The sequence below is a fragment of the Aerococcaceae bacterium DSM 111021 genome (assembly GCA_020112395.1).
Classification (GTDB): Bacteria; Bacillota; Bacilli; order Lactobacillales; family Aerococcaceae; genus Ruoffia.
On sequence record JACCEK010000001.1, the window covers coordinates 233547 to 256493 of the forward strand.

Consider the following 22947-nt stretch of genomic DNA (forward strand, 5'->3'; position numbering starts at 1 on the left):
TATATAAATGACACAATATGCTTTACTTAGTGTTTCGGATAAAACTGGAATCGTTGAAGTTGCTAAAACGTTAGTAGCTCAGGAAGTCAAATTATTATCAACAGGAGGGACTTATAAAGTCTTACAAGAGGCTGGCATACCAGTTATGGCTGTTGATGATTACACACAATTCCCAGAAATGATGGATGGTCGTGTTAAGACATTACATCCGAAAATTCATGGAGGCTTATTAGGTTTACGTGAAAACAATGAGCACAAACAAGCGATGATTGATCACGAGATTACACCGATTGATTATGTCATTGTTAATTTATATCCCTTTAAAGAAACGATAAGTAAACCGGATGTCACTTTAAAAGATGCCATTGAAAATATCGATATTGGTGGACCGTCTATGTTAAGAAGTGCTGCTAAAAATTTTCAATCTGTCACTGTTGTAACAGATCCAAATGATTATTCAACTTTCACCCAACAATTGAATGAGAATGGTCAAACCTCTTTTGAGTTCAGGCAATACTTAGCAACCAAAGTCTTTCAATTAACATCACATTATGATGCGTTAATCGCTTCATACTTAGAGAAAGTTACCACTGATACATCGTCATTTGAATCTCATTCATGGAACCATAAGACACTAACCTTTACTGATAAACAAGATTTACGCTACGGTGAGAACAGTCATCAAGCCGCAACTTTTTATAAAGAATTGAATGCACCTAAATCTTCAATCGCATCTGCTGTACAACTAAACGGAAAAGAATTATCTTATAACAATCTTAAAGATGCCGATGCAGCAATCAAAATCGCAAAAGAGTTCACTGAGCCGGTTGCTGTTGCAGTTAAACATATGAATCCATGTGGTGTTGCTATTGCTGACACAATTGAACAAGCTTTTGAACGATGCAAACAAGCAGATCCTGTATCTATCTATGGTGGGATTGTTGTTGTTAACCGTGAAGTGACAAAAGAATTAGCTGATGAACTAGCAAAAATATTCTTAGAAATCATCGTTGCGCCAAACTTTAGTCATGATGCTTTAGAAAGATTATCGAAAAAGAAGAATTTACGCTTATTAACGATAGAATTCGATGAAGAAATCGATACGAAACAACAAGAATTGGTTTCAGTTTCTGGCGGATTATTAATTCAAGATGTCGACAAATCAAATGAACTAATTGCTGATGATATTTCTGTATTACCATCAGGTTGGGATGTTTCTACACATCGTGAACCGACACAGGAAGAGTTAAAAGCAATGAATTTTGGTATGAAAGTCGTCAAGCATGTTAAAAGTAATGCGATTGTAGTAACCAATGACTTTATGACTCTAGGTATTGGCGCAGGTCAAATGAACCGTGTAGGGTCAGCGGAGATTGCCTTATCACAAGCAGAAGAACAAGACCCTAATTTGAGACAAACATATGTTATGTCTAGCGATGCATTCTTACCCATGGCTGATACCGCTCAACTAGCCTATGATAGAGGGATTACAGCAATTGCTCAACCTGGTGGGTCTAAGTATGATGAAGATTCTGTAAAAGTGTGTGATACTCATGAAATGTCAATGGTAATGACAGGACTCCGTCATTTCCGCCACTAATATTCAAACTTTAAGGAGAGATTCTATTGAAAAGTGTGTTAATAATTGGTTCAGGCGGTCGAGAACATGCTATAGCACGATCGTTTTCTGAAAGCATGACTGTTGAAACAGTTTATGTTGCACCTGGGAATCCGGGTATGCTTTCTAACGCTAAAATTGAATGTGTCAATATCCAAGTGACAGAAATCGAATTACTTATTGAATTTGCGCAGATTAATCATATTGATTTAACTTTTGTAGGTCCTGAGCAACCACTGGAACTAGGCATTGTTGATTCATTTATGGAACATAATTTAGCAATCGTTGGCCCCACGAAATCAGCTGCTCAATTAGAAAACTCTAAGAATTTTGCAAAAGATATTATGAAACAAGTGGACGTTAAAACAGCTCAATACAAGTTTTTTGAGCCTAAATCTTATTCATCAGCGAAAGAATATGCTCAAACATTAGGCTTACCATTTGTAATTAAGGCAGATGGGCTCATGAGTGGAAAAGGTGTAGTTATTCCAGAAACAATGGACGAAGCTTTAACTACACTTAAGGATATGATGGAAACCAACAATAAACCCGTTCTAATCGAGGAATTTTTAATTGGTTCAGAGTTTTCGCATTTCAGTTTGATCAACGGAACACATGTTATTCCTTTAGGAACATCGTGCGATTACAAGCGTGTGGCAGATGGCGACCAAGGTTTAAATACGGGTGGTATGGGGGCATTCGCTCCTGTTCCTTGGTTTAATGAAGTCGAACAGAAAATCGTTCAGTCAGAAATTGTTCAACCTATTGCAGATAGAATGGTCGAAATCGGTACGCCATTCACCGGAGTTTTGTATACCGGAATTATTTGGACGGCAGATGGACCGAAAGTCATTGAATTCAATACCCGTTTAGGTGATCCAGAGACACAAGTATTATTACCGCTTCTAGAGAATGATATTTATGACGTTATGGAAGCGCATTTGAATCACTCTCCAATAGATATTAAATTCAAAAATGAATTTAATGTTGGAGTCGTCTTAGCAGCTACAGGTTACCCGACTACACCAATGAATCATATTCCTCTTAATATTGCTGATGATTTAACTGAGCATATATTATTTGCAGGTATTACTGAAAGCCCTGACTCTGGATTATTATCAAAAGGTGGAAGAATATTAATTGGCCTTGGAAACGGCCAGTCACTTGAGGAAGCTAAAATAAACGCTTATAAAGTTATGAAAAACTTAGATATAAAGGATACTTTTTACCGGGAAGATATTGGCTTGAATAGAAGCAATCAATACTTAGAGGAGGTACAAGAATGGCAAAAGAAATAGAAGTAGCTGTTGTTATGGGCAGTATTTCTGATTGGGATCAAATGAAGCATTGTTGTGATTTCTTAGATCTATTAAATATTAATTATGACAAAAAAGTTATTTCCGCTCATAGAATGCCTTCAGAAATGATTGAGTTCGCTGAAAATGCAAAAGATAATAACTTTAAAGTCATTATTGCTGGGGCCGGTGGTGCAGCACACTTACCAGGTATGATTGCCTCGAGCACCACTTTACCTGTCATTGGTATACCCATTAAATCAAGTACACTCAATGGTGTAGACTCGTTATTATCTATTGTACAAATGCCTGCTGGTGTACCTGTTGCCACAATGGCTATTGGACCTGCAGGAGCAAAAAACGCTGGATTAATGGCAGCACGTATTCTTGCAGTTAATAATCCAGAAATTGATAAAGCCTTAATCGAATTTCAACAGTCACAACATAATAAAGCAGTAGAAAGTAGTGAAGTATTAGATGACTAAAAAATTAGCGGCTGGTACTACCATTGGGATTATTGGAGCAGGGCAATTAGGGAAAATGCTTGCTCAATCAGCACAAAAGATGGGTTACATCGTTTCGATGTATGATCCGAATCCAAGTTCATGCGGCTTTAATGTTGCTCATTCTTACACTGTAGCAGAATTTAATGACCGAGATGCGTTATTAAAGTTTGTCAGCAGTGTGGATGTCGTTACGTATGAATTTGAGAATATTGATGGAGAACTATTAAAAGAATTAGAACAAAATAGCTACTTACCTCAAGGTACAAAGCTATTATTAATATCACAAAATAGATTAGAAGAAAAAAAGTGGTTAAATAACTTAGGTATTGAAACAGCAGATTTTGTAGAAATTAATCATTTTAATGAATTAGTAGAAACGACGAAGACATCGTCACTACCGGCTATATTAAAAACGACACGTTTTGGTTATGACGGAAAAGGACAAATTCGTTTAAACTCTTTAGTTGATATAGAAGAAAACGCAAAAAATATTCAAAAATTAATAGATCAACAAACGCTAGTATTGGAAACTTTTTGTGATTTTGATTTTGAAGTATCTGTTATTGTTGCACGTGACTTAGAAGGTACCATCAAGGTATTTCCTATTAGTCGTAATCATCATGCACACGGTGTATTGTATTCAAGTTTAGTAGGAGAGTATTTATCAAGTGAATTAACTGAAAAAATTCATCAGATTGCACAAAATATTGCCGATGCGGGTCAGTTAGTTGGAGTATGTGGTATAGAGTTTTTCGTAACGAAAGATAAGCAATTATTAGTGAATGAAATTGCACCTAGACCTCATAACAGTGGTCATTATACGATTGAAGCAACAAATGTATCTCAATTTGATCAACATATATTAGCCATTACCGGACATTCTTTAATGAATATACGCTTAATGGAACCTGCGCTAATGATCAACATCTTAGGGCAGCATATGCCATTAGTAGAAGATTACAAAAGTAATTATCCAGATGCAATCTATCATGTTTATGATAAAGGAAAAGCAACTAAGCAACGAAAAATGGGGCATTTTACATTGACTCATCCAAATTTATCTGAATTAGAAGACATATTATATCATTCATCAAGTTTACAAACTTGGCAGGAAATGTTTTGAAAACGAAGGAGAATATTATGGAATTAATCTATCACGGAAAGACAAAAGATATATATCAAAATGATCAAAACTCTATCGTTTTAAAGTTTAAAGATGACTTAACAGGCAGTGATGGTGAGTTTGACCCAGGTGCGAATCAAATAGGTTTATCAATAGATGGCATGGGTAAATTAAATCTAAAGCTCACTTCTTACTTTTTCGACTTACTTAATAAAGCTGGAATTCCGACGCATTTCATCGAATCGAATGTTTCCGAGAATGCAATGACGGTAAAGAAAGCGGAAGTTTTTGGTCAAGGTATTGAAGTTATTACTCGGTTCAAGGCAACTGGCTCATTTATTCGTCGTTATGGTTCGTATATCGAAGACGGGTCTACTTTAAAGGACTATTTTGAAATAACTTTAAAAGATGATGACCGTGAGGATCCATTGATTACAAAAGCTGGGATTTTAGCATTAAACATTATGTCAGAAAATCAATATCAAACTTTAGTTGAATTAAACCATAATATTGCATACATAATTAAAGAGGAATTAGAAAAATATGACTTAGATTTGTATGATATAAAATTGGAGTTTGGCTATATAAAAGATTCGAACGACATTATCTTAATTGATGAGATATCAGGTGGGAATATGCGTGTATATAAAGAGAACCATATTCTTGGCCCAGTCGAATTAGCGCAAATTTTTGTAAGCATTTAAAGAAGGAGACTATAAATGAGCAATTTTATTTTAGTGCCAGCACAAGATTCTTCGTTCTTGTTAAAGGAAGCACATAATTTTCTAGGTATAACCAATTTAGAAGCGGTGAAACAATACGATGTTTTTGAGACAACTGACGATATCGATCTTAACTTAGTATTGCCTTTGTTTGATGAAGGGGTTATTTATTCAAATTTAGATGAATTCCAAACATCATCAAGCTTACGTTACCGCCAAGTTCTTGGTCAGTATGACGAAATAGAAGAGATGACAAATCGTATCATTCAAAACATTAAGGGCCATGACTTAACATTACACCACTCAAAAATTATTCAATTATCAGGCGTTAGTTCTGATGAATTTGAATTATTTAAAACTTACTTTGTTAATGAAACAGAAATCGAATTAGTTTCATTTGAAGAGTTAAACTTTGATATGGGGATAAGCCAAGGTTTAGACTTACATGTAGTAGATAATTTTAATGAATTGGACGATGAAGGATTAAACGAGTTACTAAAAAATTATTCAATGGATCTATCTGATATTAAAGTAGTTCAGGATTACTTTAAATCAGAAGGTGAAAGACCTACGATATTCCAGTTAAAGGTAATAGATACTTATTGGTCAGATCATTGTCGACATACAACTTTTATGACTGAATTACAAAATATCTCTGTTTCTGAAGGGAAATATCAAGAGGCTATTGAGCAAACAATCGCAAGATATAATGATGTTCGCCAGTCTGTTTATGCAGATCGACCAAAGATGAAAGCAATCACTTTGATGGATCTGGCCACAATTAACGCAAAACATGCCAAACAACTTGGTTTGCTTGATAATTTAGATGAATCAGACGAAGTAAATGCATGTTGTGTGCGCATAAAAGTGGATGTAGAAGGTAAGGATGAGGATTACTTACTTTACTTCAAGAATGAAACGCATAATCATCCAACAGAGATTGAACCATTTGGAGGGGCAGCGACATGTATTGGTGGTGGAATTCGTGATCCATTATCTGGACGTAGTTTTGTACATCAAGCAATGCGTATTACAGGGGCAAAAAACCCACTGACTTATTTTGATGAGACACGTGATGGCAAATTACCTCAACGAATCATTAGTCAGCGTGCAGCTCAAGGATATAGTGATTACGCCAACCAAATTGGACAAGCAAGTGGTTATGTACGTGAATATTACCATGATGGCTTTGAAGCTAAACGAATGGAATTAGGTGCTTTAGTAGCAGCAGCGCCCATTGACAATGTAGTACGAATTAAACCCGACCCAACTGATGCGATTATTTTACTTGGTGGACGTACTGGGCGTGACGGTTTAGGTGCTGCAGTAGGTTCATCAATGGTTCAAACTGAAAAATCTATCGAATTACAAGGTGCTGAAGTTCAAAAAGGTAGCCCAACAATTGAACGAAAGATTATCCGATTATTTAGAAACAGTGAAGCAACTCGTTTAATTAAAAAATCAAATGATTTTGGAGCAGGTGGTGTATCTGTTGCGATTGGTGAGTTGGCTGATGGATTAATTATCGATTTAGATAAAGTTCCAACTAAGTACCCTGGTATGGATCCAAGTGAAATTGCTTTATCCGAATCACAAGAGCGAATGGCAGTCGTAGTAGCTCAATCAGATATTGATAAGTTTATAGCTTTATCTGAATCTGAAGATATAGAAGCGACAGTGGTTGCAGAAGTGACTGACTCTGACTACATGGTTATGCAATATAACGGAGAAGAAGTGCTTAGACTTAAGCGTTCATTCTTGGATTCTAACGGAGGCGTTAAAGTAGCCGACGCAAAAATTAACTTCTCAGACATTGAAGATTACTTTACTGATTCGCGAGATATTATAGATCAATTACAAGATGTAAATAATACCAGTCAAAAAGGATTAGCACAAAATTTTGACTTCACGATAGGGAAGAATACCGTGTTAGCTCCTTTAGGAGGCGTGAATCAAATAACTCCACAAGAAGGTATGGTCGCTAAAATACCAGTGTTAGGACAGGATACGTCGACCGTTTCAGTTATGACCGTATCATTTAAACCTACATTGGCACAGATATCTCCATTTCACGGAGCATACTATGCAGTAGCGAATTCGATTGCAAAAGCTGTAGCTCTTGGTGTATCTTATCAAGATGTGCGTTTAACTTTCCAAGAATTTTTCGAGCGTATGATTGATTCAGAGAACTGGGGTAAACCGACAGGTGCTTTACTTGGTGCATTTAATTTGATGGAACAACTTGGTTTAGCTGCAATTGGTGGTAAAGACAGTATGAGTGGAACGTTTGAGGACTTACAAGTACCTCCTTCTTTAGTTAGTTTTGCTGTCGCAACGACTGATGTAAGCAAGGTCAATTCACGTGAACTCAAAGCAACGGATTCTAAAGTATTATTATTAGAGGCAAAGCTAAATCAAGATGACTTAGTAAATACGAATGAATTAAAAGACCTATTCCAGACAATTACGAACTTAATTAATCAAGGTGAAGTAAGGTCTATTTCAACAACCGATAATAAAACAATTGAAATGAATCTCATTGAGATGGCATTAGGAAATGATATTGGCTTTGAAATGAATATGGATTATGCTAATAAAAAATCAGCTCTAGGATTTTTAATTGAAGTAAGTAAAGATACAGAAGTGAATGAATCGCATACTGTGGCTATAACAAATGAAAGTAACTTAGGCACATTTGAGCAAGCATATGATCTAAATACATTAAAAGAAGCTTATACAGAACCACTAAATGATATTTTTACTGATATTGAATTGGTTGAAGCTCTTCCAAAGCTACCTGAATTATCTGTACCTAGCGTTTCTTCAGAAGCTAAGGTCTTAATTCCTGTTATGACAGGCGTTCATGGAGAATATGATTTATATGAATCATTCAAACGTTACACAAATAACGTTGATTTCTTTATCATTAAAGAAGAGCTAGACTATCAAACATCTATTCGAGAATTTGCTCAAATTATTGAAAATTATGATGTCATTGCATTCCCAGATGGATCGATTATGTCGAACCGTTTTGAATATGGACAAGCTATTGATTTCGTTATTCAAGACTTAAAAGATGAATTAGAAAACTTTATTCAATCGAAGCATATTATCGCAATTGGTGCATCATTTGCAGGTTTTGTGAGAAGTGGACTCATTGAATTTGGAAAAGTACAAAAGGGAACGAGCATAAAATTCAAGTCAAATCCTTACGATAAATTTGTTTCAACAGTTGTATCTGCGAATATTATTAACGAATCTGACTATGGTCCAATTGGTTCATACTCAACTGCTTTAGCGGGCTACACATTGAATATTGAATTGGATGAGAGTCAGTTTGATAAGCAAATTCTATCAAAATATACTTCATTCTTTGAAAATAGTTTAGGTATTGATGCGATGACCGATCCAAGCGGACACATTCTAGGTATTAATTCAAATATTGAACGATTTAACTTAGATGGATTCAATAACTTGAATGTGAATGAATCTCCGTTTATAGCGAATTTACTAACAAAAATTAATCTTGCGCTTTAATAGAAATTAAAAAAACACTGCCAAGCCATTCGCTTAGCAGTGTTTTTTAGTGTGCTTATTAAAACGTTATGTTGAACTTCTAACAATTAGATTTGTCTCAAGGAATATTTGCTTCTCAATTCTGTTATTCTTTTCGATTTTTTCACGCACTAATTCTAAAGCTTGAAAACCTAAATCAAAACGAGGTTGATTGACTGTCGTTAAATTAGGACTAACGATATTGGCTAAATCTATATTATCAAAGCCGACTATTGATATATCAGTTGGGATATTTAAATTATTATTTAATGCTGCTTTTATAGCAGCTGCAGCAAAGATATCAGAACTCGCGAAAATCCCATCTATATCACTATTAACGCTCAAATAATAATTAAGTTGTGAATAAGCGATATCATAGTTAATAGTTGAAAAGTACATAATATCATTTTCTGATACATCTAAATTATAATCATTACACGCCTTTAGAAAACCTCTTTGCCGTAAGACTGCATAATTGTGATTGAGCGTAGAGGTAACATGGAGAATTTTCTTTCGCCCGGATTTAATTAGAAACTTAGTTGCATTATAGGCAGACTTATCATCATCGATACTAACAAAAGATAAATCATTATGAAAAATGTAATCTGAACACATAACAGTCGGTATAATACTATTCAATTTTTTGACTGTCTCAGCTTGATCGAATGGAGAAAGTGAGATAATTCCAATCGCATTAATATTCTCAATCAAGGATAAATAATAGTCTATGTCTGATGTTGTTGTTTTTGTTCGCGTAAGGACCATCTTGTAATCAGAAAGTTTAGCTGCTTTTTCAATTCCTGATAAAACATCCACATTGAATGGATTTGCATAATCAGGTACAAATACAACAATTGTTTTAGATTCTAATTCTTCGATAGCAATTTCATACCCGTTTTCGAATAGAGTTTGAGTAATGATTGTCTTCAAGGGGTCACTTACATTGCCTTTATTGTTCAGGACCCTTGATACTGTTGCGATAGAAACGCCATGATCATCAGCAATAGACTGTAATGTAGCTGTTTTTCGCTTACTCATAGATTCACCCCTCATTTTTTAATAGAGCATATCACACAAAATAAATAATGTAAAATTTACATGGATGAAAACATTGATTATTAATAAGGCTATTAATATAATAAAGGAAACACTTACATTAAATATGTAAAGTTTACAGGAAGGGGGATGGCATGAAAGATTTAAACGTAGCTGTTATCGGAATAGGTTTTCTTGGAATACAACATATTGAAGCTATACGACGACTTCCTAATACAAAGGTTGTTGCCATTGTAGGACGCGATTTAAAAAAGACAGAACGTCAAGCAAACGAATTAGGTGTTGATTGGGCATTTAATTCTGTTTCAGATTTATTGAATTCAGATTTAGACATTGATATTGTTCATAATTGCACACCAAATGGCCTTCATTATTCTATTAACAAACAATTAATCGAAGCAAGTATTCACGTTTTCGGAGAAAAACCATTTACTAAAAATGCAACCGAATCTATGGAATTAGTAGAATTAGCTAAAAGGCATGATATTAAGGGTGGTATTAACTTTAATTATCGTCAAAATATCATGGTAACTGAGATGAGAGAGCAAGTAAAACAACGGATTATTGGGAATCCTTGGTTTGTTCATGTGGAATACTTACAAGATTGGTTACTTTATCAAGAGGATTATAATTGGCGAATGGATCCTGAGATGGGTGGAGAATCCAGGGCAATTGGTGATATTGGCTCTCATTGTTTTGATACTATCCAACATATACTTGGAGAACGCATTATAGAAGTCGAAGTGAAAAATCTACGCAAATTTGATCAACGGTTTGAGAATGGACAGACACATAATATATCAAACGAAGATGTTTCGATTATTTTCGCAACTTTTGAAAGCGGTTTAAAAGGATTGATCCGCTTATCACAAGTCACATCAGGGAAGAAAAATGAATTTAAAATATCTGTAGAGGGGGATAAACAGACGTTAGAGTGGAATCAAGAAAAACCAGATAAATTATGGATTGGGAATAGAGATATTGGTAATACAGAGATTTATGCATCTGAACAGTATTTAACTGATACTGCAAAAGATGTAGCGATCTTGCCGAATGGTCATCCTGTCGGCTGGCATGATGCTTTGACGCAAGGTATACGCAATTTTTACGAAGATATAAGAACAAATACTAACTCGGACTATGTAAATTTTGAACAAGCACATTATATTATGAAAATTATAGATGCATGTATATTGAGTGATATAGAAGGTAAAGCAGCTAAAGTCAATTAAAAGGGAGTAAATAAAATGAAAAACTTAAAAAAACTGCTCGTTATAATGGCAACTTTGTTTATAAGCATAGCTGGGATAAATATCGCATCATTAACTCAAGTTCAAGCACAAGATGAACCAGGTGAATTAGCTATTATAATACCTGGAGCAGAGCATGGTTGGTTGGCAGGAGTCGCATATTTTGCTGAATTAAAAGCTGAAGAATTAGGTATCGAAAACTACCGTATTTTAACAAGTTCTAACGTTAATGAACAAGCTTCTCAAATTGATGAAGTACTTGCTCAAGAAGTCGGTGCAGTTGTATTACTACCACATACAGATGAATTATCTTTATCTGCTCAAAAACTAGTTGATGCAGATATACCTTTGATTGTTTTTGATCGTCGTGTTGATGTTGACTATACGGCTTATGTTGCTGGAAGTAATCCAGAAATTGGTGAAGTAACAGCAGAACTACTAGGAGAAGAATTAGAAGGATCAGGTAAAATCGCTGTATTAAACAACCCAAGTGCTGGGTCTGTAAGTTATGAGCGTGTAGATGCATTTAAAGCAGTTATGGAAGAGAATTATGCTGATATTGAATTAGTCGATATGACAGTTGAAAACTTTACTCAAGAAGCTGGACTAAGTGTGGCAACGGATATGTTAGTAGCTAATCCTGAATTAGATGCGATCTTCTCTATTGATGATGAGTCATCATTAGGAATTCTGCAAGCTATTAAAGACGCTGGTCGTGAAGATATTCAATTCTTATCTGGAGCTGGTGGCTCACAAGCATACTTCCAACAAATAGCTGATAGTGAAGACATCAATTTATTTACAGCAACTTACTCACCATCTATGATTGGTGATGCAGTTGAAGAAGCTTGGAAAGTATTAAATGGTGAAGACGTTGAGCAAGATCAAATTGTATCACCTACAATTGTAAATAGTGATAATGTTGATGAATTCCTAGATGAAAACTCTCCGTATTAAGATATAAAGGAATGATTGTATGAATCCTGTTGCAGAAATGAAAGAAATTACCAAGTCATTTGGTAATAATCATGTTTTGAAAAAAGTAGATTTTACATTAATGCCAGGATCCATCCATGCGCTTCTCGGAGAAAATGGTACTGGAAAAACGACACTTATGAATATCCTTGGGAATATTATTTCCAAGGATTCTGGTTCAATTAAACTCTTTGGATCCGCATATGATGAGACTAAAGTAAAAAAACAAGTCGCTTTTATTCATCAAGAACTCTCTTTAATTAATGATTTGACGGTCTTTGAAAATGTCTATTTAGGCCGAGAATTAAAGAAAGGACTCTTTTTAGATAAGAAAGCTATGAAAGAAGAAACAGAAAAATATATAGACATGTTAGATGTTGATTTAGAAGCAAACCAATTAGTTTCTACTTTGAATCCTGCATTAAAACAAATTACTGAAATACTTAGAGCTGTTATGCAACAAGCAAAAATTATTATTATGGACGAACCAACGTCGTCGCTGACAGATGTTGAAATTGATCATGTGTTTAATGTTATCCAAAATTTAAAAAAGAATGGCGTAAGTATTATCTTTATCTCACATAAATTGAATGAAGTGTTAACAATATGTGACGCCTACACAATTATGCGAGATGGTCTTGTTGTTGCGACTGGAGATGTAACGGATGAACTTACTGAAGCTCATTTAAGTAGTCATATGGTAGGGAAAGAATTAAGTACTGAAACGATATATAAACAAAGAACTATTGGTAATACAGTTTTGGAATTATCCGAGTTGACGAAAGACAGACAATTTAAAAATGTTAATATGTCGCTTAAAAAAGGGGAAATTTTAGGGGTTACGGGGTTACTAGGTGATGGACGAAGTGAATTGTTTATGTCCGTTGTTGGAGCTAATACGCCTTATTACGGTACGATTCGAGTCAATGAGAAGGTAGTTACAATAAATAATACAACTCAGGCGATGAAAAATAAAATTACCTATGTACCAAAAAATCGAAAAGAGAATGGTATTGTCTCTGACTTAAGTATAAAAGAAAATATGACCTTGTCTATTTTGAAGAACTTTTACAAAAATGGACTTTTAAATAGTAAAGCGATTCATGATCATAATGAAAACTACATTAATGAGTTATTTATTAAAGTATCAGATACAGATGATCTAATCACCACTTTATCGGGAGGGAATCAGCAAAAGGTCGTTCTTGCTAAGGCGCTTGGGAGTCAACCAGATATTGTCATATTAGACAATCCGACTCAAGGGGTGGATGTTGGAGCGAAACTAGAAATTTATACGTTGATAATGAAACTTGCTGCTGAAGGTATTAGTTTTATTATACTTTCAAGTGAATTTCCAGAATTGTATAACTTGTGTGACCGTGTATACGTGATGTTTCATGGGAGAGTAAAACATGAATTCAATCGAGAAGCGTTAAATGAGGAAGATATAATGCTAATTGCGACAGGAGGTTCAATAAATGAATGAGATTAAAACTCGTGATGATATAAGAGGCAATCAAACAACTTCGACAATGGACAAAATTAAAACAATTTTTGCGAACCATAGTGCAGCAATAGCATTGTTATTTATTATTATTATTGGAATCATTCTAAGAGGTGATGTGTTTTTTACCTATAGTAATTTGATGAATATTTTAATGAACAATTCATTTATTGGCATTATATCCTTAGGGATGACTTTAATTATACTGACTGGAAATATTGATTTAGCTGTAGGGTCTCAACTAGCCTTATCTGGGTTATTTGCGGTAACTTTGTTAAACAATACAGAAAGTGTATTCATAGCAATCTTTGGTGCAATCTTAGTAGGGGCAGTAACTGGTGGACTATCTGGTATGGCTGTATCTTACTTCAACATACCATCTTTTATAGTCACTTTAGGAACCATGCAAATTTATCGATCATTTGCTCAGTACTTTTACAATGGTGGAGGAGTGATGGCAACTTCAAATAATTCTGAACACTTCACGAATATTTCGAATTTCCGCCTGTTTGGAGAAATACCTATGCCGATTGTATATTGGATTATTATTAGTATCTTAATGATGGTTTTTGTACGGAAAACGGCATTCGGTCGACACATCTTTGCTGTAGGAAGTAATGAACGTGCGACATTCTTATCATCGGTAAATATTCATCGAATTAAAATAGGTGTGTTTATCATGTCTGGGGTACTCGTTGCCATTGCTGGTGTTTTAGAAGCATCTCGTTTAGGAAGTATGAACTCTGCTTCATCGGGCCGTTCTTACGAAATGGATGCAATAGCGGCTGTTGTAATAGGTGGAACCGCAATGAACGGTGGACGTGGAAGTATCATTGGAACAGTTTTTGGTACATTGACTATTGGTATTATTAACAATTTGATGAATCTATTAGGAGTCCCTTCATTTTTAGTTGGAGCGATTAAAGGGTTTATTATTATTGGCGCAGTGATGTTACAAAAAGTAATGTCTAAACATAAAGAGTAGGTGTGTATATGAAATTAGGCTTAGTAACAGCAATACTAGAACATATGAATTTTGAACAAGTGATTGATTTTGCCTCAGAAAACCAGATAGATAGTGTTGAATTAGCGTGTTGGCCAAGTGGAGAAGCAGGGCGGCGGTATGCCGGGGTCTCACACATTGATGTGAGAAGTTTAACTGAAGAAAAAGTTAACTACATTAAAGACTATGCGGAGAAACGGCATGTAACTATTTCGGCTTTAGCATACTATCCTAATCCGTTATCAGGTGACAGACAAAAGCGTGACGAAGTGGTAGAACATTTGATGCATGTAATCACAGCAGCGGACCAATTAGATGTAAACTTAGTAACTACATTTATTGGGCGGGATCAAACAAAGTCATTATCAGAGAATTTGGCTACTATAGAAAGTGTATGGAGGCCTATATTAGACTTGGCAGAAGCTAAACAAGTTAAAATTGCGATTGAAAACTGTCCTATGTTGTTCACAGAAGATGAATGGCCAGGCGGTCAGAACATTATGACTAGCCCTTCAAATTGGCGGAAAGTTTTTAATATCCTTGATAGTGATTACTTGGGGTTAAATTTTGATCCCTCACACTGTATCTGGCAACAATTAGACTATATTAAACCTTTATATGAGTTCAAAGATAAGCTATTCTTTATTCACTTTAAAGACATGAAACTATATCGCGAAAAATTAGCGGATGTTGGTGTGATGGCTACTCCATTAGAGTACATGACCCCAAAATTGCCTGGTTATGGTGATGTTAATTGGTTAGCATTTCTTTCAGCCTTATCAGATATTGGATATGATGGTCCTACGAGTATCGAGATAGAGGATAAAGCGTTTGAAGGCTCACGAGCAGCAATCGAAGATTCTATAAAGCACAGTGTTAAATATATGAGGAATGTCATGTATTAAGACTTGAAAACAAAGGCTAATTAGTCTTTGTTTTTTATTTTTAGAGAATAAGTTATAAAGTGTAATAAAGACTTGTGGCTGGTATAATAAAGTTGCAAGTGCGTGGCGATTATACGGGCAGCTCTGACGAATTAGAGACTCATTTATTTATAAAAGGAGTGGAAAAGATGAAGGCAATACCATATTTTAATTTCCCTAACACTAAGGAAGTTTTAGCTTTTTATGAAAAAATAGGAGCAAAAAATATCCGCATATTACTAGCATCAGATGAGATGTTTGCTGATATGCCACCCGAGATGGCTCCAAAAGACCCTGATGAGTTTGTGATGAATGCTGAATTTGAACTTTTTGGCAATACTATCTACGCTTCTGATTCATGGGATAGGCGTGATGTTGATCACAGTGGTAGTAATATTAGTTTTGTTTTTACTTTAAGTAATGATAATGAAGTTCAAGTAGTAAAAGATTTTTTCGATAAAGCCATAGAAAATGGTTTTACGGTTGAAATGCCATTAGAAGCTTCTGAATGGACCGAACTGTTTGGTATGTTAAAAGATCCATTTGGTTTATCTTGGATGTTCAGTGGGGAATAAGTATACATTACAGAAAATTTTCAGTTTTAGAAAAGAGTTCAATTGAACAAGATTAATATCGATAGTGAGTATCTGGCAAATAGTGCATTAGATACTCACTCTTCTTATCCCATTGATTGATCTTATATTATAAGGAGTGTTAATAATGAAAGTGATAAAGACAATGATGGTAGTGATTTTATTAAGTGTTGTGCTGAGTATACCAAGTAGGGTAATAGCTAATGATGATGCGTCAAATTATTTGGTGTATGAATCAACTGACATGGCTGCTTACACTGAGATGAATATTGATATCGTTAATACAACTATAGTGATTCAGTTAGGTGAGCAATATAGTATAGATGTGTATTTATCCCAAGATGACTTAGAATTTGAGGAGTTATTTAATATAGACAATAACAACGGACGTCTAACGATTGCTGAAAAAGATTGGAAAAATACAGTTAAATCAATATTATTGAATGTAAAATCTCACTTTATTATTACAGTTCCTGAAATGAATGAATTAGTGGCGAACATCGAATTTATCAATGGGGAAATCACAATTAATAATGAGATTAAAGAGCTGACGCTTGATTATGTGAATGGGGATACTAACTTATTTGGCAAAGATGCGTATCCGATGGATATTGAATTTATTAACGGTGACGTTATGTTAGAATTTGGTCGTTATGATGCGGATATAAATATTGAATTTATTAACGGTAATTTGAATTTTTTCGGAGATAAATCTTCATCGAGGTTATCAGCATTTAAACGAATGACTGGAGAAAGAACTCATACTATCAACATTGATGCAGTTAACGGATCTGTTACGATAGTAGAACAAGCAAGGTAAAGTTGAATCCTTTGAAATTACAGAAAATCCTGTGTAAACTAATAACAATAGTAAACGTTACCAATAATTTTAGGAGGACAATATAATGAAAGCAGCATTTCATGGACATGCAGTAGTGAGTTTAGAAACTGACAAGGGAATAAAAATTTTAATTGATCCTTTTATCACTGATAATAGCTTGACAGATTTAGATGCAAACACTGTTGAAGCAGATGTCATTCTTCTGACACATGGACACTCGGATCATATTGGAGATACGCTAGAAATAGCTAAACGAACAGGAGCTGTCGTAATTTCAACAGTTGAAGTTGTGAATTACCTAGGTTCACTCGGGTTAGAAAAATTACATGGTATGCAACCAGGTGGGGCACACGAATTTGATTTTGGTCGGGTAAAAATGACCCCTGCTATTCATGGATCATCCATAGAAATGGATGGTAAGCCATTCACATTAGGATTGGCAGCAGGATTATTAATTACTGCAGATGAGCAAACTGTTTACCATGTTGGAGACACAGCTTTATATTCTGACATGAAGTTAATTGGCGAACTCAATGATATTGATTTAGCTTTTATCCCAATAGGCGATAACTTTACGATGGGACCAGATGACGCAGCTATCGCTGCTAAATGGTTGAAAGCTAAAAAAGTTGTGCCTATACACTACAACACGTTTCCATTAATTAATCAGGACCCGATTATTTTCATTGATAAACTAGATGCTAATATCGGATTAATCCCAGTGATCGGGGAAACAATTGACTTTTAATTGATACATTAAAAATACAAGAGCAGCCGACAGGATTAAGTTAATCTTGTCGGCTGCTTTTATATAACTATACTAATTTAAACGTTAAGTTTATGATATTCCCTTTACTTAATATACTAGATACTTTGCAGTGACGATGAATAAAACGATTAATTCCGGATAATTGATCGTCGTCTAATTTAGCATCCGTCTCTATAACAACATTTGCATTTAGTCGCCATTCCGGTTTCTCATCGATAAAATCACCCTCAACATGTGCTTTCAAAACAGAAAAATCAATTTTTTTCATGTTTAAATACGAGACAGCCGTCATTAAATGGCAGCCAGATAATGAAACTAGGAGCATACCAGTTGGTGAGGTTCCTTGACTAATTATATCGGGAGTTCGTTCGGTAAAATCCATTGTATATGTAAATCCTTCTATACTTGATTCCACAACATATTTATCTATTACTTTTGCATGAGTCACTTTTTCTGCCATTGATAAATACCTTCTTTCCTATCTTTTATCCTTCAAGATGTATTTCATTTAGCTATATTATAACATACAGAATTATATGGACAGCACTTCGTTGTTGTATAACTAACGGTAATTATCTTTATATTTGAATATATGCTCAATTGCATTTTTGACTTAGCCTTTTATCAATATACATGTTAGGATAAAGTCATTATGTTTTTAGGAGGACAATATGAAGGTTCCAATATTGTATGAAGACAACCATTTAATGGTTGTAGAAAAGCCAGTAAATATACCTGTACAAGAGGATACAAGTAAAGATCTTGATTTATTTAATTACTTAAAAAAGTTTATAAAGGTAAGAGATAACAAGCCGGGCAATGTTTATTTAGGTTTAATTCACCGACTGGATAGACCTGTAGGCGGTGCAATGGTCTTTGCTAAAACGTCGAAAGCAGCTTCGCGACTCTCTAATACTTTAAGAAAGCATGAATTGAATCGATATTATCTAGCTACAGTTATGGGTAAATTACCAAAAAAAGAAGATAAAATCACTCATTATTTATGGAAAGATCGTAAGATTAATCAAGTATATGCTGTTGACCGGAATCACCCTGAAGCTAAAAAAGCAGAGCTTAGCTATGAAGTATTGGACTATAAAGAGGGTATGTCACTTGTTCGTGTACAATTACATACGGGACGCTCGCATCAAATACGTGTCCAGTTTCAAGCATTGGGAACACCATTATATGGTGACCAAAAGTATGGCGACAAGAGGATTAAGCCGAACACACAAATCGCTTTGTGGGCGAATGAAATAGAAATTCCTCATCCAACTTTAAAAGAAGTTATAAAAGCGACATCAAATCCACCTCGTATAGAACCGTGGAATTTATTTTTAAATAATTAAATAAAGAGTCACTATAGGTGTTTATTACTAAAACGAAGTAAAAAATACCTAGAGTGACTCTTTTATAATCTAGAATATAAAATTTATAAACTGTCAGAAGTATATATAATATTTCCAGAATTTCCAGTTAAATGTTGCGTATTTTTATTTCTCGCAACGTATGACTCTTTTCCTGAAAGTCTAAGAGCAAGCCGATCATCTTTATTTAATAAAATTTGTTCTGCCCAATATAAGTTATCGTTAATAACTGAAATGGGTTCTGAAAAAGCATTATGTTGAATTAACACTTCATTAAAAGTGTACTTTAACTTACTCAGTTTTATTAATGCATCACGGTACTCTTTAACAGGAGCACTAGAATCAAGGTTTAGCAAAGTCGGATTAGCACATGCATCACCTAACATAGCCACCTCTAATTCTGGTATGATAAAGCCCATAATACCTTTAGTATGACCTGGAAGGTGAATAGGTTTAATGGTTATTCCACCTAAGTCAAATACATTCGATTCATTATAACTAACATAATTTACAGCTTCATATGGGATAAAATTTTCTTTAGGAAAAGATTTACCATGCCGACGCATCACGCTGTTCATGATTTTGTGTCTAGTCTCAACTTGTGTTCCGTATTTGACGAGTTCAAAATCATCTTCTGGAAGATAGACCAAATCGAATTGCATATTCCCCCCAGCATGGTCAGGATGTCCATGGCTGCAAATGACATCATACGGAATATCAAGAATATTATCTACAATCTTTTTTAAATCACCATAGCCAAAGCCAGTATCGATCAAGACTGCTCGATCATGTCCTTTGATGATATACGAACAAACATAGGGCATTTTTATTCGAATAATCTCATCACTAATGGGTTCAATTTCAAATAATTCCATACAAATTCCTTTCATTTTAATCTATATTTTAATTATATCATTTGTAAAACCGTTTGAGCTAATATAGACTAATTAAAGCAGATTATTACACTCATATTGATATATTCTTCTGATCACATATGAGAAAATTCATTTTAAAACAATTGAGAGAGGTTACTTTTATGCTAGATACATTTAAGTCTTTATTTACACGATTACTATTCACTGGTATTGGTCAAGTTTTATTAATCATATTATGGATGCAATTTCCAGGTCAAGAAGCAGCAGGGTACTTGCTTTTATTGTTATTATTGGGCATACCCGTCGGGGCTATTTCAAATGCATTAATCAAAAAATTGATCGTTTACGTGATGGATTTAACGGATTCTAAAATATTGAAATACAGTCTTCCATTTTTAATCATAGTAGGGAGTTTTTTAATTTTAGTCCTTCTTATTTGGTTGTTACCTTTTTTATATTTAGTTCTATTTTATATAATTCTATCCTTGCCATTACTAATTTTTGAAATGATTTTTTATTTGTATAAGGAATCAAAAGTAGAATGATGAATACAAAAGGTGACTGGTGTGAATGAAAGTTTTTTTATTTGATTGTTGCGTATGCTGCTAATTGGAATTCCACAAGTTGCTAGTATCTAATGATCTGCATAAGAATATACTTAATATTTTATCAATAATTTTCCTACGTTTAGGTGGTCTATTATTTATATTAGTTTTTTTGTTCACTACCATATTTAATATGAGAAATAGTTATTCATTTACCTATTTTATTTAAAACAAGTAATAAAAGTGTTTAGAAAATAATCAACGTCACGTTGAACACATTGAAGGAGTATAATATGTTAACAATTTATGGATTAAGTCATTGTACAACAACGAAAAAAGCAAAAAAATATTTAGAAGAAAAAAATTTAAAGATTGATGATATTATCGATATCCGTGAGAATCCACCAAGCGATATCATTATTAAAGCAGCAATCAATCAAGCTGATGGAAATGCCCGTAAAATTATGAATACATCTGGAAGTTTATACCGTGAATTGGGTTTAAAGGATAAACTTGATAGCATGAATGAATCAGATATAGTTGAATTACTAAAAAATAACGGCATGCTAATTAAACGACCACTAATTACAGATGGTGATACTATTACAACAGGTGCAAGAGAAACGAAATTAAACCAAGTGTGGTTAGAGAACCACTAATTTAATCTTTAAGAGGTAACCACTATGAAATCAAAACTTTTTAATTTAACCAAGCAATTTATTTTCCGACTAATATTAACATGGCTCGGCCAATATGCCATTATAGTTGGTATTAGATCTATCGATCCAACGAATTCTATTACCGAAATTGTCTCACTCCTTCCTCTTACAGCAATGTTTTCATCACTTATTAATACAGCCTTATTTTGTTTTATTGTCTTTGCAATCAATAAAGTATCGAGTATGCGTGAGAAAATAATGATTACTATAGCACTAATATCAGGGTTATTTCTCCATTCTATCGTTTTATTTGTTGCCTTAGAAGGGATTTTTGGAGTTATTTTTGCGTATTTATTTTTATTTATTTTACCATTTTTACTCATTGAGACTATTTTATACTTTATCCGTAACCGTAAAATATTATAAAGTTCAGTTTTATGAATCCCATAATATGAGTTTGCATTAGATTTAATTAATCGTTTTCTAATAAAACATTGACAATGAATACCTTATATATTATTCTTAGTTCAATTAAATTAATTAAACGCTTTGAAATAGAAAGTAGACTTAATAACCTTTATAGAGAACTCATGGTTGGTGGAAATGAGTGAGCGTTAGTAAGTCGAAAATGACTATTGAGCGGTCATTCTGAATGCAGGAGCAATAAGGATGAACGGATGCATTCGTTAAAAATGTCACAGTGTATTTATTATTATGGATATTCATGCACTGGTTGAGATTATTCTAGTGATGGAATGATGAATATAGGTGGTAACACGAAGTTAAACTCTCGTCCTTGTTAGGGTGGGAGTCTTTTTGTTTTAGATAAAATCATAAAAATAAAGTGGAGGAATATATAATGAGAAAATGGTTAAAAAAATTAGGATTAATTAGTTTAGTTGGTAGTTTATTTGTAAGTAGCTCAGCTTCAGTTGCTGTACAAGCGCAAGATAGAGATTTTGAAGGTGAAAAAGTTTCTGTTGGTGTAGTTGGTACTGAATATGAAGAGATTTGGAAATATGTAGCAGATAAAGCATTAGAAGAAGAGGGGATTGAGTTAGAAGTAGTACTATTGACTGATTATAATATTCCTAATGAAGCTTTAAGAGATGGGTCTATAGATTTAAATGCTTTTCAACATGATGTTTTCTTGGAAAATTGGAATTCTGAAAACGATGGTGACATTACTACGATTGGCTATACTTACGCCGTACCAACACGTATTTACTCACAGGAATATGATTCATTAGATGACTTACCGAATGGCGCAAAAATCGCAGTAAATTCAGCTCCTACAAGTTTAGGTTATAACTTACAAACTTTAGTACGTGCTGGGCTGATTACACTAGATGACAGTGAAGAGTTGTTACCAACACCTTCAAATATTTCTGATAATCCGAAAAGTTTAGAATTAATTGAGTTAGATGGAGCTCAAATTCCGGCTGCCGTACTTGATGTTGATGCGGCCTTTATAGATAATTCATTTTTAGGTGGAACAGACTTTGTCCCTACTGATGCAATCTATGTTTATGGTGATACTCCGGAAACTATTAACATGAGCCGTGTGAATAATATTGCAGCTCGCACCGAAGATGCTGAAAATCCTTTATTATTAAAAATCGTAGAGTTATTCCAACAAGAAGATGTTGCTGCTAAAATTGATGAAGTCACTCAAGGCGGAAGTCTAGCTGCTTGGGAGATAATTGAAGAAGCTAAAACTGTTCAGAACGAAGATTAGTTATTAAATTATAAAAAAAGTTACAGAGTG

General features: G+C 34.2%; 22 protein-coding genes and 1 other annotated feature. Of the genes, 19 read left to right on the forward strand and 3 right to left on the reverse strand.

The genetic code is table 11. From position 1 onward, the window contains the following. Positions 1–7 precede the first annotated feature (7 nt). Genes purH through HYQ40_01175 form a run of 6 tightly spaced genes read left to right on the forward strand, consistent with a single transcriptional unit; the run spans position 8 to position 8801 of the window. Positions 8–1600 (forward strand): bifunctional phosphoribosylaminoimidazolecarboxamide formyltransferase/IMP cyclohydrolase, encoded by a 1593-nt coding sequence (gene purH, locus HYQ40_01150; protein ID MBZ6526364.1) that lies wholly within the window; start codon positions 8–10, stop codon positions 1598–1600. A 26-nt stretch (positions 1601–1626) separates the two neighbouring features. After that, entirely contained in the window at positions 1627–2916 is a 1290-nt protein-coding gene (gene purD / locus HYQ40_01155) for a phosphoribosylamine--glycine ligase (GenBank protein ID MBZ6526365.1), read from the forward strand. Beyond that, positions 2901–3398, forward strand: coding sequence for a 5-(carboxyamino)imidazole ribonucleotide mutase (purE, locus tag HYQ40_01160; GenBank protein MBZ6526366.1), 498 nt, complete (start codon positions 2901–2903; stop codon positions 3396–3398). Before purD ends, purE begins: the two co-directional genes overlap by 16 nt. Further along, entirely contained in the window at positions 3391–4542 is a 1152-nt protein-coding gene (gene purK / locus HYQ40_01165) for a 5-(carboxyamino)imidazole ribonucleotide synthase (protein MBZ6526367.1), read from the forward strand. Before purE ends, purK begins: the two co-directional genes overlap by 8 nt. A gap of 17 nt (positions 4543–4559) precedes the next feature. Further along, on the forward strand, positions 4560–5246 hold the full coding sequence (locus tag HYQ40_01170) for a phosphoribosylaminoimidazolesuccinocarboxamide synthase (protein MBZ6526368.1): 687 nt from the start codon (positions 4560–4562) through the stop codon (positions 5244–5246). A 15-nt stretch (positions 5247–5261) separates the two neighbouring features. Beyond that, complete coding sequence (locus HYQ40_01175) at positions 5262–8801, forward strand: phosphoribosylformylglycinamidine synthase (protein MBZ6526369.1); 3540 nt, start codon at positions 5262–5264, stop codon at positions 8799–8801. Positions 8802–8867: 66 nt separating this feature from the next. Here HYQ40_01175 and HYQ40_01180 read toward each other — a convergent pair whose 3' ends face one another. Beyond that, positions 8868–9857 (reverse strand): substrate-binding domain-containing protein, encoded by a 990-nt coding sequence (locus tag HYQ40_01180; protein ID MBZ6526370.1) that lies wholly within the window; start codon positions 9855–9857, stop codon positions 8868–8870. Between the two features lie 152 nt (positions 9858–10009). On the opposite strand from HYQ40_01180, the gene HYQ40_01185 reads away from it, so the two are divergent. The 8 genes from HYQ40_01185 (at position 10010) to HYQ40_01220 (ending at position 17712) form a co-directional block, all read left to right on the forward strand. After that, positions 10010–11107 (forward strand): Gfo/Idh/MocA family oxidoreductase, encoded by a 1098-nt coding sequence (locus tag HYQ40_01185; GenBank protein MBZ6526371.1) that lies wholly within the window; start codon positions 10010–10012, stop codon positions 11105–11107. Between the two features lie 15 nt (positions 11108–11122). Then, entirely contained in the window at positions 11123–12082 is a 960-nt protein-coding gene (locus HYQ40_01190; protein MBZ6526372.1) for a substrate-binding domain-containing protein, read from the forward strand. Positions 12083–12101: 19 nt separating this feature from the next. After that, the gene (locus HYQ40_01195; protein ID MBZ6526373.1) at positions 12102–13586 is read left to right on the forward strand and encodes a sugar ABC transporter ATP-binding protein; all 1485 of its coding nucleotides are present in this window, start codon (positions 12102–12104) and stop codon (positions 13584–13586) included. 46 nt (positions 13587–13632) lie between these two features. Then, the gene (locus HYQ40_01200) at positions 13633–14589 is read left to right on the forward strand and encodes an ABC transporter permease (GenBank protein ID MBZ6526374.1); all 957 of its coding nucleotides are present in this window, start codon (positions 13633–13635) and stop codon (positions 14587–14589) included. An 8-nt stretch (positions 14590–14597) separates the two neighbouring features. Then, positions 14598–15512, forward strand: coding sequence for a sugar phosphate isomerase/epimerase (locus HYQ40_01205; GenBank protein ID MBZ6526375.1), 915 nt, complete (start codon positions 14598–14600; stop codon positions 15510–15512). A gap of 167 nt (positions 15513–15679) precedes the next feature. Next, positions 15680–16105, forward strand: a complete 426-nt coding sequence (locus tag HYQ40_01210; GenBank protein ID MBZ6526376.1) for a glyoxalase/bleomycin resistance/extradiol dioxygenase family protein — start codon at positions 15680–15682, stop codon at positions 16103–16105. A 145-nt stretch (positions 16106–16250) separates the two neighbouring features. Continuing rightward, a complete protein-coding gene (locus HYQ40_01215) occupies positions 16251–16943 on the forward strand; it encodes a hypothetical protein (GenBank protein ID MBZ6526377.1) in 693 nt (230 codons plus the stop codon). 85 nt (positions 16944–17028) lie between these two features. Beyond that, positions 17029–17712, forward strand: a complete 684-nt coding sequence (locus HYQ40_01220; GenBank protein MBZ6526378.1) for a metal-dependent hydrolase — start codon at positions 17029–17031, stop codon at positions 17710–17712. Between the two features lie 67 nt (positions 17713–17779). Here the strand turns inward: HYQ40_01220 and HYQ40_01225 are convergent, their stop codons facing one another. Beyond that, complete coding sequence (locus HYQ40_01225) at positions 17780–18193, reverse strand: OsmC family protein (GenBank protein MBZ6526379.1); 414 nt, start codon at positions 18191–18193, stop codon at positions 17780–17782. 211 nt (positions 18194–18404) lie between these two features. Between HYQ40_01225 and HYQ40_01230 the strand changes: the two genes are divergently transcribed. After that, positions 18405–19082 carry an RluA family pseudouridine synthase gene (locus HYQ40_01230; GenBank protein MBZ6526380.1) on the forward strand — a complete coding sequence of 226 codons (678 nt, stop codon included), beginning with the start codon at positions 18405–18407 and terminating at the stop codon, positions 19080–19082. Between the two features lie 83 nt (positions 19083–19165). Here the strand turns inward: HYQ40_01230 and HYQ40_01235 are convergent, their stop codons facing one another. Continuing rightward, complete coding sequence (locus HYQ40_01235; GenBank protein ID MBZ6526381.1) at positions 19166–19975, reverse strand: MBL fold metallo-hydrolase; 810 nt, start codon at positions 19973–19975, stop codon at positions 19166–19168. 161 nt (positions 19976–20136) lie between these two features. On the opposite strand from HYQ40_01235, the gene HYQ40_01240 reads away from it, so the two are divergent. The 4 genes from HYQ40_01240 (at position 20137) to HYQ40_01255 (ending at position 22917) form a co-directional block, all read left to right on the forward strand. Next, the gene (locus HYQ40_01240) at positions 20137–20520 is read left to right on the forward strand and encodes a hypothetical protein (protein MBZ6526382.1); all 384 of its coding nucleotides are present in this window, start codon (positions 20137–20139) and stop codon (positions 20518–20520) included. 293 nt (positions 20521–20813) lie between these two features. Continuing rightward, positions 20814–21179, forward strand: a complete 366-nt coding sequence (locus HYQ40_01245; GenBank protein ID MBZ6526383.1) for a Spx/MgsR family RNA polymerase-binding regulatory protein — start codon at positions 20814–20816, stop codon at positions 21177–21179. A gap of 24 nt (positions 21180–21203) precedes the next feature. Continuing rightward, positions 21204–21605 (forward strand): hypothetical protein, encoded by a 402-nt coding sequence (locus tag HYQ40_01250; GenBank protein ID MBZ6526384.1) that lies wholly within the window; start codon positions 21204–21206, stop codon positions 21603–21605. A 114-nt stretch (positions 21606–21719) separates the two neighbouring features. Next, positions 21720–21980 (forward strand) — a binding site (T-box leader). Between the two features lie 58 nt (positions 21981–22038). Next, positions 22039–22917, forward strand: coding sequence for a methionine-binding protein (locus HYQ40_01255; GenBank protein MBZ6526385.1), 879 nt, complete (start codon positions 22039–22041; stop codon positions 22915–22917). Positions 22918–22947: the final 30 nt, after the last annotated feature.